The sequence below is a fragment of the Clostridium sartagoforme genome, from assembly GCF_004794105.1.
In the GTDB taxonomy this organism is placed as follows: Bacteria; Bacillota; Clostridia; order Clostridiales; family Clostridiaceae; genus Clostridium; species Clostridium sartagoforme_B.
In genome coordinates, this window is record NZ_SRYR01000004.1 from 161,619 (window position 1) to 176,782 (window position 15,164).

11 protein-coding genes are annotated in these 15,164 nt (G+C 29.4%); 10 read left to right on the top strand and 1 reads right to left on the bottom strand.

All coding sequences use genetic code 11. From position 1 onward, the window contains the following. Positions 1–38: 38 nt before the first annotated feature. Complete coding sequence (locus E5347_RS10385; protein ID WP_136007096.1) at positions 39–2,705, bottom strand: cation-translocating P-type ATPase; 2,667 nt, start codon at positions 2,703–2,705, stop codon at positions 39–41. Positions 2,706–3,032: 327 nt separating this feature from the next. Here E5347_RS10385 and E5347_RS10390 point away from each other — a divergent pair, with 327 nt between their 5' ends. The 10 genes from E5347_RS10390 to E5347_RS10435 all read left to right on the top strand — a co-directional run bounded on the left by E5347_RS10390 (position 3,033) and on the right by E5347_RS10435 (position 15,136). Beyond that, positions 3,033–4,100 (top strand): mannose-1-phosphate guanylyltransferase, encoded by a 1,068-nt coding sequence (locus E5347_RS10390; RefSeq protein ID WP_136007098.1) that lies wholly within the window; start codon positions 3,033–3,035, stop codon positions 4,098–4,100. A 330-nt stretch (positions 4,101–4,430) separates the two neighbouring features. Beyond that, positions 4,431–6,875, top strand: a complete 2,445-nt coding sequence (locus E5347_RS10395; protein ID WP_207670475.1) for a heavy metal translocating P-type ATPase — start codon at positions 4,431–4,433, stop codon at positions 6,873–6,875. Between the two features lie 264 nt (positions 6,876–7,139). Further along, positions 7,140–7,349, top strand: coding sequence for a heavy-metal-associated domain-containing protein (locus E5347_RS10400; RefSeq protein ID WP_136007102.1), 210 nt, complete (start codon positions 7,140–7,142; stop codon positions 7,347–7,349). A 196-nt stretch (positions 7,350–7,545) separates the two neighbouring features. Further along, positions 7,546–8,619 (top strand): sporulation integral membrane protein YtvI, encoded by a 1,074-nt coding sequence (gene ytvI, locus E5347_RS10405; RefSeq protein WP_136007107.1) that lies wholly within the window; start codon positions 7,546–7,548, stop codon positions 8,617–8,619. Between the two features lie 30 nt (positions 8,620–8,649). Further along, positions 8,650–9,078, top strand: a complete 429-nt coding sequence (locus E5347_RS10410; protein ID WP_136007110.1) for an NUDIX hydrolase — start codon at positions 8,650–8,652, stop codon at positions 9,076–9,078. A gap of 51 nt (positions 9,079–9,129) precedes the next feature. Further along, complete coding sequence (locus E5347_RS10415) at positions 9,130–9,723, top strand: zinc dependent phospholipase C family protein (RefSeq protein WP_341472510.1); 594 nt, start codon at positions 9,130–9,132, stop codon at positions 9,721–9,723. A gap of 323 nt (positions 9,724–10,046) precedes the next feature. After that, positions 10,047–10,406 (top strand): ArsR/SmtB family transcription factor, encoded by a 360-nt coding sequence (locus tag E5347_RS10420; protein ID WP_136007112.1) that lies wholly within the window; start codon positions 10,047–10,049, stop codon positions 10,404–10,406. A gap of 15 nt (positions 10,407–10,421) precedes the next feature. Then, a complete protein-coding gene (locus E5347_RS10425; protein ID WP_136007114.1) occupies positions 10,422–12,665 on the top strand; it encodes a heavy metal translocating P-type ATPase in 2,244 nt (747 codons plus the stop codon). 850 nt (positions 12,666–13,515) lie between these two features. Further along, positions 13,516–14,160, top strand: coding sequence for a redox-sensing transcriptional repressor Rex (locus E5347_RS10430; RefSeq protein WP_136007116.1), 645 nt, complete (start codon positions 13,516–13,518; stop codon positions 14,158–14,160). A 193-nt stretch (positions 14,161–14,353) separates the two neighbouring features. Next, on the top strand, positions 14,354–15,136 hold the full coding sequence (locus tag E5347_RS10435; RefSeq protein ID WP_136007118.1) for a short-chain-enoyl-CoA hydratase: 783 nt from the start codon (positions 14,354–14,356) through the stop codon (positions 15,134–15,136). Positions 15,137–15,164 lie beyond the last annotated feature (28 nt).

Sequence of the window (15,164 nt, forward strand, 5' to 3'; positions counted from 1 at the left end):
TTTTTCATTCTTTCATTAATAAAATGCAACGCATTTTATTATGCGACTTTGCTTATATCATTCTTTTCTTCAACTATATTTTCTTTAGAGGATTTATTGCTAGATACTAAATCTCTTATTACCTTAACTACTTGAATAATTACAGTAGGTAGGAAAGCAAATAAGTAAATGTATCCTACTTGTGATCCAGTTAATACAGAAACTTCAAATAAGCTTTGCATAAATGGTAGGAATAAAACTGCATTTAGTAATAATAATCCTACACCAAAAGCCATCCAGCTATATCTGTTTGAGAATAATCCAATAGAGAATATTGATTTATCTCCTCTACAGTTAAATCCGTGGAATAGTCTAGCTAAACATAGTGTAGCAAAAGCCATAGTTGAACCAACAGCATCATTTACTTTTAAGCCCATGTAGAATGCTGCTAAAGTAAATATTGAAATTACTAAACCTTCAAGAGCAATTTCTGCTATAAGATCTTTAGATAGTATTGAAGAATTTCTTCCTCTAGGTTTATCCTTTAATAAATCTTTTTGAGGCTTTTCCATACCTATTGCAATAGCAGGTAAACTATCTGTTAATAAGTTGATAAATAGTAAATGTACTGCATGGAATGGCATTGGTAGCGCCATAATTGAAGCATATAATACTGATAATATACCTGAAGCATTACCAGATAATAAGAACTTAATAGAGTTCTTTATATTCTTATAAATATTTCTACCATTAGCAACAGATTTAACTATAGTTGCAAAGTTATCATCTGTTAATATTACTGATGCAGCATCTTTAGATACCTCTGTACCTGTAATACCCATAGCTATACCGATATCAGCTTGTTTAAGTGCAGGCGCATCATTAACTCCATCACCTGTCATAGCAACAATTTCATCTCTTTCTTGCCAAGCTCTAACGATTCTTATTTTATGCTCAGGAGAAACTCTAGCATAAACTGATATATGCTCAACATTTTCTCTAAGCTCATCATCTGTCATTTTTTCTAATTCAACACCTTCAACAGCTCTATCACCATCTTGTAGGATTCCTATTTGCTTAGCTATAGCAGAAGCAGTTATTTTATGGTCTCCTGTAATCATAACTGGTTTAATTCCAGCAGTTATACAATCTCTAACAGCTTCAGCAGATTCTTCTCTTGGTGGATCTATCATTGAAATAAGACCAAGGAAGGTATATCCATTCTCATGTTCTAAAGTTAAAGCATTGTCAGCAGTTTCAAACTCTTTATAAGCAAAGGCTAATACTCTTAAACCACTTTGAGATAATTGTTTATTAGTATTAATGATATTTTGCTTGTCCTCATAAGTTATATCTCTAACTCCAGAAGAAGTCTTAATTTTAACTATTCTATCTAAAAGTACATCGAAAGCACCTTTAGTAAACATTAAGTACTTATTATCAAAGTTATGAAGTGTACTCATAAGCTTTCTGTCAGAATCAAAAGGTATTTCGCCTAATCTTCCATATGTTTTTCTTAAATCTAATTCTTCTATAGATAGTTTATGACCAAGGTTAACTAAAGCTACTTCAGTTGGATCTCCAATTTCTACCCCATCTTTTGAAGTAGAATCATTACATAATATAGAAGCATTAACTAAGTATTTAGCAACTTCATCATTTAAGTCACATTCTTCACCATCTACTAATTTGTTATCAAAATAAATTTTCTTTACAGTCATTTTATTTTGAGTTAAAGTACCAGTTTTATCTGAACATATTACAGATACAGAACCTAATCCTTCAACAGCTCTTAATTTCTTAACTATAGCATTTTCTTTTGCCATCTTTTGAGTTCCAAGAGCTAAAACTATTGTAACTATTGAGCTTAATGCTTCTGGTATAGCAGCAACAGCTAAGGCAACAGCAAACATAAGAGAATCTAAAAGGTTAGTTCCTCTATAAAGGCTTAAACCAAAAACTAAGATACAAACTATGAATATACCAATAGCAAGTTTCTTACTAAAGTCATCTAAGCTTACTTGAAGAGGAGTTTGTTTTTCTTGAGTTTCTTCCATTAGGTTAGCAATCTTACCTATTTCAGTATTCATACCAGTTCCAGTAACTACTACTAAAGCTCTACCATAAGTAACTAGAGAACCTGAGAATACCATGTTCTTTTGATCACCTAAAGCAATTTCTTCTTTTTCAATAATATCAACTATCTTGTCCACACTCTCTGATTCACCAGTAAGGGAACTTTCATTTACTTGAAGAGAGAAGTTTTGAATAATTCTACCATCAGCAGAAATCATATCTCCAGCTTCAAGAATTAAAATATCACCAGGTACTAATTCCTTAGAAGGGATTTCTACTTTATGCCCATTTCTATATACCTTTGCACAAGGTGAAGATAAAGCTTTTAAACTATCTAAAGATTGTTCCGCCTTAAAGTGTTGAACAGTACCTAAAAGAGCATTAAGTACAATAACAGCAATAATTACTATTGTACTTTCTAAACTTCCAGTAATTGCAGAGATAACTGCAGCTGCAATTAAGATTAATACTAATAAGTCTTTAAATTGACTTAAAAATACTTGAAGTACTGTTTGTTTTTTCTTTTCAGTTAATTGGTTAAGACCATACTTATCAAGGTTGTCCTTAAGTTGCTTTTCGCTTAAACCTTCAGAAGTAACATTAAACTCATTTAGGACTTCTTCATAAGGCATCGAAAAATACTTTTTCATTTTGATTCCTCCAAACATAATAATAATAAGAATATAGATAATTTCTAGGAGTCTATAAAAAAAGAGACTCTTAATACAATTTTTATAAAAATAAAAACTGTATTAAAAGTCTCGTTACCAAGATGGTATATAACACCAGACTATAATAGCCGCGAATGTTGATGTTATATTTTTAACTACTCCCTCTTAATGGAATATTTACTTATAATATTATAATAGATTGAATCGAAAAAAATGTCAATATATAATATTTGTATTTTCAAAATTTCACAAAAAAAAATCAATGGCATAATATATAACATAGTATTTACATGGAGTTGAAAATTATTGATATACGGGCTAATATTAGCAGGAGGAAAAGGGACAAGACTTTATCCTTTATCTAGATCAGAAAGGCCTAAACAATTTCTTAAAGTTATTAATAACAAAAGCTTTCTACAAAATACAGTAGAGAGAGTAACACCATTAATAGATAATGACAATATTTATATAGTGACAAATAAGGAATATCAGGATAAAGTTAAGCTTGAGCTTGAAAATATTAATTCTAATAATATATTTACAGAGCCTATGAATAAGGAAACTGCTACATGTATAGGTTTATCAGCAGTTAAGCTATTGAAAAAAGATAATGATGCTATTATGGTTGTTTTACCATCAGACCATCATATTGAAAATGAGAAGCTATATATTGAAACTTTAGGGCAAGCTGTAGATATTGCAAATAAAAAGAGGGGAATAGTAACCTTAGGGATAACACCAAGTAGAGCAGAAACAGGATATGGATATATTGAGATGGGACAAAGAATCCAAGGGGAAATACCTAGTTTTAGAGTAGCTAGATTTACTGAAAAGCCTAATATTGAGGTAGCAAGAGACTTTTTATTAAAGGGTAGTTATTTATGGAACTCAGGTATGTTTATTTTTAGAGCTGATGTAATACTAAGAGAAATAGAAAAATATCTTCCTAAGCTTTATAAATCTTTAATGGAAATTTATAAGCATTTGGGAGAAGAGGATGAAGAGGAAGTTATTAAAGAACAATATTCTATAATAGATGGAATCTCAATTGATTTTGGAGTTATGCAAAAAACAAGAAAGGCTTTTGTTATTAAAAGTGATTTTATTTGGGATGATATAGGAAGCTTTTCAGCCTTAAGTAGATATTTAATAGAAAATAGAAGCAATAAGATTAGTGAAAATGTATACCTTCAAGATAGCGAAAATTGTGCGGTTTTTGGGGAGAAAAACTTAGTAATAGGCTTTGGCATTAAGGATTTAATCATAGTAGACGCTGGAGATGTGATACTAGTGATGGATAGAAATAGGGAACAGGAAATAAAGCATTTACTAAATGATTTAAATGATAAGAACGGGTATAGGGATTTTATTTAACTTGCATAAAAAGGTTGTAATTTAAGTTTAGGCTTAGGTTACAACCTTTTTTACTTTAATATATTATTTAATGAAAATTAGTTTTACTTCGTATAAGAAGTTCTAGATATGAAGATACCTAAAGTAAAAAGAAGAGGTATTTTTTAGACTTAAAAATAAATAGAAAGAATAAAGTAGTAAGTTTTAATAAGAAAAACAAATAAATATTTAAAAAAGGTATTGCAAAATCAAAAAGTTGGAATATAATAAAACTATACCACCCCCTGGGGGTGGGGGTAAAAAGAATAGAAATTATCTTTTTATATAAAATATAATTATGATCTAAAGGAGATGAATGCTTTGAAAGATAAATATAAGATAAGCGGAATGACCTGTTCTGCATGTGCAAATAGAATAGAAAAAGGTGTAAGCAAGATGGAGGGGGTTAAAGAAGCAAATGTTAACTTTGCAACTGAAACTTTAAATGTAGAGTATGATGATTTAGCGCTTAAGCCATTAGATATTGAAAATAAGGTTGAGAAGCTAGGCTATAAGGTAGAAAAAAATATTGAATCTCATAACTATAAGATAGAAGGAATGACATGTACTGCCTGTGCAAGTAGAGTGGAAAAAGTTACAAATAAAATGCCAGGTGTTGAGAATGCTGTAGTTAATTTTGCAACAGAAAAGTTATCAATAAGCTTTGATGCAGATAAAGTAACTTTTGGAGAAGTTAAGGCTACTGTTGAAAAAGCTGGATATAAGCTAATAAGAGAAGAAGATAATGTTAATAATGAAGGTAAAAAAGTTACTGAACAAAGTAAGTTATTAAAAAGATTAATATTATCATTAGTATTTACAGTTCCACTACTAATAATAACAATGGGCCATATGGTAGGTATGCCACTGCCAGAAATTATAGATCCAATGATGAATCCATTGAACTTTGCTATTATTCAATTAGTATTAACTCTTCCTGTAGTTTTAACAGGATATAAGTTCTATTCTATAGGATATAGAAATTTATTCAAGTTAAGTCCTAATATGGACTCTTTAATTGCAATAGGAACTAGTGCAGCATTTATTTATAGCCTTTATGGAACGTATAAAATTTATATGGGTGATGCACATTTTGCAATGATGTTATATTATGAAGCATCAGCAACAATACTAGCATTAATTACTTTAGGTAAGTATTTAGAAGCTGTTTCAAAAGGGAAGACATCTCAAGCAATTAAAAAGCTTATGGGATTAGCTCCAAAGACTGCGACTATAGTTAGAAATGGTAAGGAAATAGTTCTTCCAATAGATGAAGTTATTGTTGGAGATATAGTTATTGTTAAACCAGGTGAAAAATTACCAGTTGATGGTGAAGTTGTTGAAGGAAATACATCAGTTGATGAAGCTATGCTTACAGGGGAAAGTATTCCTGTAGAAAAGAATGTCGGAAGTAAAGTAATAGGTGCAAGTATTAATAAAACAGGATTTATTAAATATAAGGCAACTAAGGTTGGTAAAGATACTGCATTATCTCAAATTATTAAGCTAGTTGAAGATGCTCAAGGTTCAAAAGCTCCAATTGCAAAGATGGCTGATATAATATCATCATACTTTGTACCAATAGTAATTGGTCTTGCTATATTTGCAAGTATAGCTTGGTTAATAGCTGGAGAAACTGGAACATTTTCATTAACTATATTTATAGCAGTTTTAGTTATAGCATGTCCATGCGCATTGGGTCTTGCAACACCAACAGCTATTATGGTTGGAACAGGAAAAGGTGCTGAGTATGGAGTATTAATTAAAGGTGGAGAAGCCTTAGAAGTTACTCATCAAATAGATACTATTGTATTTGATAAGACAGGTACAATTACAGAAGGTAAACCAGTTGTAACTGATATTGTTACAAAGAATATATCTAAGGATGATTTATTAGTATTAGCTGCAAGTAGTGAAAAAGGTTCAGAGCATCCATTAGGAGAAGCTATAGTAAAGGGTGCAGAAGAAAAGAATCTTACATTAAAAGATATATCTAACTTTAATGCAATTCCTGGACATGGAATTCAAGTTGAGATAGAAGGAAAAACTATATTACTTGGTAATAAGAAGTTAATGGTGGGAAATTCTATAGAAATCGGAGATTTAGGAGATGAATCTGATAGATTAGCTAATGAAGGTAAGACACCTATGTATATTGCAATAGATAATAAATTAGAAGGAATTATAGCTGTTGCAGATACAGTTAAATCAAGTAGTAATGAAGCAATTGAAAATCTTCACAAGATGGGAATAAAGGTTGCAATGATTACTGGAGATAATAAAAAGACAGCTGATGCAATTGCTAAGCAAGTTGGAATAGATATAGTATTATCTGAAGTATTACCAGAAGATAAGGCAAATGAAGTGAAAAAGCTTCAAGAAAAGGGTAGTAAGGTGGCAATGGTTGGAGATGGAATCAATGATGCTCCAGCATTAGCACAAGCTGATATTGGGATTGCCATAGGAACAGGAACAGACGTAGCTATAGAATCAGCTAATATAGTTCTTATGAAGGGCGATTTAAGAGATGTATCTACAGCTATTAAATTAAGTAAAGCAACTATTAGAAATATAAAACAAAACTTATTTTGGGCATTTGGATATAATGTTTTAGGAATACCAGTAGCTATGGGATTATTACATGTATTTGGTGGACCTCTATTAAACCCAATGATTGCTGCAGCTGCAATGAGTTTAAGTTCAGTATCAGTATTAACAAATGCACTAAGATTAAGAGGATTTAATCCTAATAAATAAATCAATAAGTAGTCTTTAACATATTACGCTCGGCCTCCGTCGCAAGCTCCAAGTCGGCTTACGCATAATATGTTAAAGACTCCTTGAATAATTTAATGGTGCAGAAGCAAGTATGCTAAAGGAAGAAATTCAGACGAGCTGAATTTCAATGATTGTAGTTGCATATATAAAGAATTGTAATAGATAATTGTACGAATATTTTATTTATATTTACTAGAATTTATCATTATTTAAAATAATTAATTAGTTAAGGAGAAATGAAGGATGAAAAAGAAGATTTTAATTGAAGGAATGAGTTGTAATAATTGTGTAGCTCATGTGACTGAAGCATTAAATGAGTTAGATGATTCAAAGAACATAGAAGTAAATTTAAATGGAAAATATGCATTAGTTGAAACAAATGTGAAAGATGATATTATAACAGAAAAGATCGAAGATATGGGATATGATGTTGTTAAAATAGAAAATATTTAAGAGGAAATAAAGGCTGATATTCATTAGAGTATCAGCCTTTTTAAGTGGATATACTATAGGTATTAATATTTTTAAGTATTATTTAAGAAATGAAAATGTATTTTAATAAAATTTAGGTGTATAATCAAATAAAAACCTTAATAAGTTGGAAAGTTAGAAACATTTAAATAATTTATTATTATGTAAGGAGAGGAATATGGGGACGGAGAAAAAGAGGGATTTTATAATAAACGTAATTTATATATTAATTGTAGGTGCTGTTTTATATATTACATTAAAATATGCATTAGGATGGTTCTTACCTTTTGTAATTGGATTTGGTATAGCATTTATTCTTAAGCCTTTAATTAATTTAATAACTAAAAAATTAAAGATTAAGAGGAAGGTTGTAGCTGGATTAACAGTTTTAGTTTTTTATGCCACAGTTGGAGCTTTATTTACACTATTACTATTTAAGCTTGGATTAGTCATGAAGGATTTATTTATAAAGCTACCAAGTATTTATTTAAATACTATTGAACCTTTAATATATGAGCTGGCTGCCAAGGTAGAAGATATTTTAGTTAATTTAGATCCTGCATTACTTGAAGCTATTAAGCAAGCTATAACATCAATAGCTGATTCTTTAGGGTCCATAATTTCAAGTGTATCTTCAGGAGCTGTTTCATTTATAACTTCAACAGTTTCTGTAGTTCCTAGTTTCTTTATTATATTAATTTTCTCTATAATTTCATCTTTCTTCTTTGCTATGGATTATGAGAAAATCACGAGTTTTGTTATAAGACAATTTTCTCCTAAGGGAAGAGAAATTGTATTAGATATTAAAGAATATATAGTAGGAACTTTATTTAAAATAATAAAGGCCTATTCAATATTAATATGTATAACATTTATAGAACTATCTATTGGACTATCTATACTTAGGGTAGAAAGTGCAATCTCTATTGCTTTATTAATTGCTTGTGTAGATATACTGCCTGTCCTTGGCACAGGGGGGATAGTAATCCCTTGGATATTTATAGAGCTATTTAAAGGAAATACAGCCTTAGCAATTGGATTAACTATAGTTTATGTTGTTATTACAGTTATTAGAAACATTCTTGAACCTAAAATAGTTGGTGAACAAATAGGATTGCATCCATTAATTATGTTAATTTGTATGTTTGTCGGAGTGAAGTTTTTTGGAGTCTTAGGATTATTTGTGTTACCAATAATAATGATAATATTAAAGAATTTAAATGATAGTGGGAAAATACATATTTTTAAGTAATATGTATTTAGAGAAATGTTAGGAGCGAGTATGGAAATAGAATTTTATGAAAGTGGTAGTATTGATAATGAAAAATTATTATATGCCATAGTAGTATCTAGATATAATGGTAAGTGGGTTTTTGTAAGGCATAAGGAAAGAAGTACTTGGGAAATACCAGCTGGCCATAGAGAAGAAAATGAAGATATAAATTGCACAGCTAAAAGAGAACTTTTTGAAGAAACAGGAGCAAAAGAATATGAAATTACATATATATGTGATTATTCTTTAAAAATTAAAGAAAATAAAAGTTATGCTTCATTATTCTTTGCAGAAATAGAAAAGCTAGGTGAATTGCCGGATTATGAAATAGGTGAAGTTGGATTTTTTGACGAAATTCCAAAAAATCTTACTTATCCTAATATTCAACCTAAGCTTCATAATAAGGTAAAAGAAGAAATAAATAAGTTTGTATTTTAATATATATAGTATTATTATTAAAATATAAAGAACAAATGGGGTGAGTAAGTTATGATGATGAACACTCACAAAGCTTTAGCACAAGGATTTATTAATGGACTTGAAGATGATAAGGTATTTATTATTAGTAGTGGTCATTTTATATGGGGAAATTTAAAACCAGATTCAGCATCAAAATATAAATTCAAAAAACACTATTTTGATGAGAGTTTTGATATGATAGTTAAGAAGATAGAATTTTTGTCTTCATTAACATTAGATGATATTTATATAAGATATTCAATAGGAAAGTTTAATCAGGAATTAGGAGTTGTATGCCACTTTTTATGTGATTACTTCTGTGTACCACATTTTCAAAGATGGGAATTTAAAAGTCCTGGTGCTGTAAAGGATCATGTACTATATGAAAATGACCTAAATAAATATGCTAAGCTTTGCACAATAAGACAGGATATTAATACTAGTTTAAAATCAGAAGATATAAGAAAATATATAGAAAACCTTCAAAAAGAATATGATGGTAATGTTTCTTATGAGAAGGACCTAGTATATGCAAGTCATATATGCAATACAGTAATTAACTTAATATTAGATGAAGTAATTTTAAACCAAAAGCTAAAGGAACATATTGCTTTAGTTATATAGTTAAAAATTGAAATAAAATATATAAGATTAGAAGCTCAGAATTTCTGGGCTTCTTTTTTTATATTTATTATTTATGGGATATATGGAAAAGCGTATATCTTAGAAAAAAGCTGAGAAAATAGTAAGATTATAGATCTCTCTTTTTTTAATAATATTAGTAATTTTAACCCTAGAATAGTTTCTATTTAGATACAAAATATAAGAGTAAATATTAAATATATTTAAGGCAAAAATGTTGACAAAAATATGAAATCTGCATATAATAAAAACAAAGGAACATATGAGCAGCTGTTCATATGTAAAAATGAATGGAGGAAGCTGATATGGGAGAAAATAAATTAGAAAGCTGTAATTGTACTATAATTCATAAGGATGTAGTTGAAAGAGTGAAGGAAAACTTACCAGAAGAAGAAATTTTATATGATTTGGCAGACCTTTTTAAAGCTTTTAGTGATTCTACAAGAATTAAGATTTTACATGCACTATTTCAAGAAGAATTATGTGTTTGTGATTTAGCAGCTTTACTAGAAATGACTCAATCTGCTATTTCACATCAACTAAGAGTTTTAAAATCAAATAAGCTTGTAAAGTTTAGAAGAGATGGGAAAGTAATATATTATTCTTTAGCAGATGATCATATTAAGCATATCTTCCATGAAGGCTTTAAGCATATATTAGAATAAGGAAGTGGTGAGAAAATGAGTAACAAAGATATAAAATTAGTATTATCAGGATTAACATGTGCTAACTGTGCTAATAAAATAGAGACAAGAGTTAATAATTTAGATGGAGTAAAGGAAGCTAATTTAAACTTTACAACTTCTACCTTAGTTATTGAAGGAGATGGAAGTAAGGAAGAGGATGAATTAATAGTTAAGGCAAAAGAGATAATAAATAAGCTTGAGCCAGAAGTTAAGGTTTATAATAAAGATGAAGTTAAGGAACCAATTAGAAATACTTCTTCTTGTGCTGATGGAAGATGTGCTATAGATGATGGTTCACATGATAAAGATAGTCATAATCATCATTCTCATGGTGACTCTCATGAACATTCTCATGAAGATGGACATGATCACTCACATGGTCACGATCATTCTCATAATGAACCTATTACTTTAAAAGAAAATATACCTTTAATATTAGGGGTAATTATATATGCAATTGCAGTAGTATTTAGAAATGAATCTTTATTAAATGGAGTATTATTTGTAGTAAGTTACCTTTTAATTGGTGGAAAAGTATTAACTACAGCAATTAAAAATATCTTTAGAGGAGAAATCTTTGATGAAAACTTCTTAATGACAGTAGCTACTTTAGGAGCATTCTTTGTTGGAGAATATCCAGAAGCTGTAGCAGTTATGTTATTCTATGAAGTTGGTGAGCTGTTCCAATCATATGCAGTTAATAGATCAAGGAAATCTATAACTTCACTTATGGATATAAGAGCTGACTATGCAAATGTTATAAGAAATGGTGTAGAAGAAAAAGTAAATCCAGAAACAGTTAATATAGATGAAGAAATTATTGTAAGACCAGGAGAAAGAGTTCCTTTAGATGGTATTGTAATAGATGGAACAAGCTTTGTAGATACTTCAGCTTTAACTGGTGAATCAGTTCCTAGAGAAATATCTATAAATGAAGAAATTTTAGCTGGATGTATTAATACTAATGGAGTTTTAAAAGTTAAGGTAAGCAAAAACTTTAAGGAATCAACAGTTTCTAGAATTTTAGAATTAGTTGAAAATGCTTCAAATAAAAAAGCTCCAACTGAAAAATTCATTACAAGGTTTGCAAGAGTATATACTCCAATAGTTGTATTCTTAGCTTTAGCACTTGCAATAATACCTCCTTTAGTGATTAAGGATGCAACATTTAACGAATGGATATATAGAGCATCAATATTCTTAATTGTATCTTGTCCATGTGCCTTAGTAGTATCTATTCCTCTTGGCTTATTTGCAGGTATAGGTGGGGCATCTAGAAGAGGAATATTAGTTAAAGGTGGAAACTATTTAGAAGCTTTAAAAAATGTAGATTCAGTAGTATTTGATAAAACAGGTACTTTAACTAAGGGTGTATTTAAAGTAACAGAAATAAACAATGTTAATATAGAAAAAGGAGAATTATTAAAGGTTGCAGCAATTGCAGAAAGTAATTCAAATCATCCAATCGCTCAATCAATAATAAAAGAATATGGTAAGGATGTAACTTCTTCAGAAATTAAAGATTATGAAGAAATTAGTGGACATGGAATTAAGACTACAATAGATGGATTGGAAGTATTAATAGGTAACTACAAGTTAATGGAGAAATTCAATATAGCTTATAATAAGGTAGATTCAATAGGTACTATAGTTCATGTAGCTATAAGCAAAGAATATAAGGGTAATATAGTAATATCTGATGAAATTAAAGAAACATCAAAGGAAGCTATTAGTGGATTAAGAGAAATTGGTGTTAGACAATCAGTAATGTTAACAGGAGATAATAAGGTTGTTGCAGATAAAGTTTCTGACATTATTGGCTTAGATAAAGTTTATTCAGAATTATTACCAGGAGATAAGGTAGAAAAATTAGAAGAAATAATTAATAATAATAAATCAGAAGGAAAAGTTATATTCGTTGGTGATGGTATAAATGATGCCCCAGTTCTAGCAAGAGCAGATATAGGTGTTGCTATGGGTGGTATAGGCTCAGATGCAGCTATTGAAGCAGCAGACGTAGTTTTAATGAAAGATGATCCAAAGGCTTTAGTAGATGCAATAAAAGTAGCAAGAAAAACTAATAAAGTATTATGGCAAAATATTACATTAGCATTAGTAGTTAAGGTGTTAGTATTAGGATTAGGTGCCTTAGGAATGGCTAATATGTGGGAAGCAGTAATTGCTGACGTAGGAGTAACTGTACTAGCAGTAATAAACTCTACAAGATGTCTTAAATAAAAAAACAAAAAAATAAGAAGCTTATTGACAAATTTCGATATTTTTCATATAATTACTTGAGTTGAGAACAATCAGGCAATAGGGAGCATGCTAGATTTTACTTTAATTACAAGTTAGCTTGTACTAGTTAAGACTTATGTATAACGGATCTGCTACGTTATACATAAGTCTATTTTTTATTTAATTTATGCATCAATAAATAGTGTAGATTTTAATGTGAATATAACGGCAAAGATAAATTGACGGCTCGTAAGACAAATGACTGCAAAAATAAGTTCTAAGGCTCGTAAAACTACTAAGCCAAGAGTTTTGGTAAAACTCGCATACGCTCAGACAAACCAACAACTCTAAGGCTTAGTAGTTTTTACTTCACCAAGAACTTCTAATTTTTCGCCATATGCTTACTTCACCGTCAATTTATCTTTGCTAGTAATTCAGCATTTAAAATATTTTAGGCTATTACACTAATTTTTATTGAAATTCAGCTTGCCTGAATTTCTTCCTTCAGTAGGCTTTCATCCACAAATTTAAAAACTCCTGCTCAATTTATTACTATTTTATAAATGATATTGTTTATTGATTAGAATTATTTTAAAATAGTAATATGAGTATTTAAATTAGAAGAAATACAGCTTTGTATATAATAGTTTGCTAGAAATATAATATTTTCATAAAAGAAAAAACAGAAGTTTGCTAAAAATTTAACTTTTTTATTTGAATTTTATAAAAACTTTGTTAAATAGATAACTTGGAGTGTTTTAAAATTGCATGAAAAGTGGTAAACTATATTATAAAATAGATTAATTTTAATTTAATATAATACAACAAGAAAATTAGGAGAAAAATTATTATGGATAAGAAAAAGAATATTTCAATGGCCGTAATTAAGAGATTACCTAAATACCATAGATATTTACAAGAATTATTAAAAAATGATGTAGATAGAATTTCCTCAAAGGAATTAGGGGAAAAGATAGGATTTACGGCGTCACAAATAAGACAAGATTTAAATTGCTTTGGAGATTTTGGACAACAAGGGTACGGATATAATGTTAAGGATCTTTATAATCAAATTAGCTTAATATTAGGGTTAAACAAAGAGTATAAGGGAATTATAATAGGTGCTGGTAATATAGGGCAAGCAATTGCTAATTACAGCAGATTTTCTCAAGTAGGTCTTAATATAGGAGCAATATTTGATGCAAACCCAAAACTTATAGGAATGAGAATTAGGGATATTGAAATCGAAGATATTGACTTATTAAAAAATTACTTAAGAGAAAATATAGTTGATATTGGTATAATCTGTGTACCTAGAATCAATGCTCAAAAGGTATGTGATGTCTTAGTTGAAAATGGAGTTACAGGAATATGGAACTTTGCTCCTGTTGACTTATCAGTGCCAGAAAATGTTACAGTGGAAAACGTACATTTATCAGAGAGTTTATTAACACTTATATACTTACTACATGATAAAGATGAAAGTAACTTGTAAATTTATACATGGGTTTATTTAGAAATAGTTATTGCAAAAGAAAATTTAAGAGTTTATAATAATAATTGAAGCTTAGCTTCAATTATTTTTTAATTTTAATTGTTACAATATTAACAATTGAAATTAATTTATATTCAAATAATGTTATTTAAAAAAATTATATAATTATGGGTAAAAAGGGAGGAACTTTAAAATGGAATTAAAAAATATAATTCTTGAAAAAAGTGAACACTTAGCTATTGTTACTATTAATAGACCTAAGGCATTAAATGCATTAAACTCAGAGACATTAAAAGACTTAGACGTAGTGTTAGATGATTTAGAAAAGGATAACAATATATACTGTGTTATATTAACTGGTTCTGGAGAAAAAGCTTTTGTAGCTGGAGCTGATATATCTGAAATGAAAGACTTATCGGAAGAAGAAGGAAGAAACTTTGGTCTTTTAGGAAATAAAGTTTTCAGAAGATTAGAAAAACTAGACAAGCCTGTAATAGCTGCTATATCTGGATTTGCCCTAGGTGGTGGTTGTGAGCTTGCAATGGCTTGTGATATTAGAATAGCTTCTGAAAAGGCTAAGTTCGCTCAACCAGAAGCAGGTCTTGGAATTACACCAGGCTTTGGTGGAACTCAAAGATTACCTAGATTAGTAGGTGAAGGTAAGGCGAAAGAACTTATTTACACTTGTGCTACTATTAAGGCTGATGAAGCATTAAGTATTGGATTAGTAAATAAGGTAGTTCCTTTAGAATCATTAATGGATGAAGCAAAGGCTATGGCAAGTTTAATTATGGCTAATGCTCCAATAGCAGTTAAACTATGTAAGGATGCAATAAATAGGGGAATGCAGGTTGACATAGATAAGGCTGTTGAAATAGAAGCAGGAGACTTTGGTAAATGTTTTGCAACAGAAGACCAAAAAGAAGGTATGACTGCTTTTATGGAAAGAAGAGCTAAAAATTTTTCAAATAAATAGTCAGAAAAAATGAAATATACAAAATAAT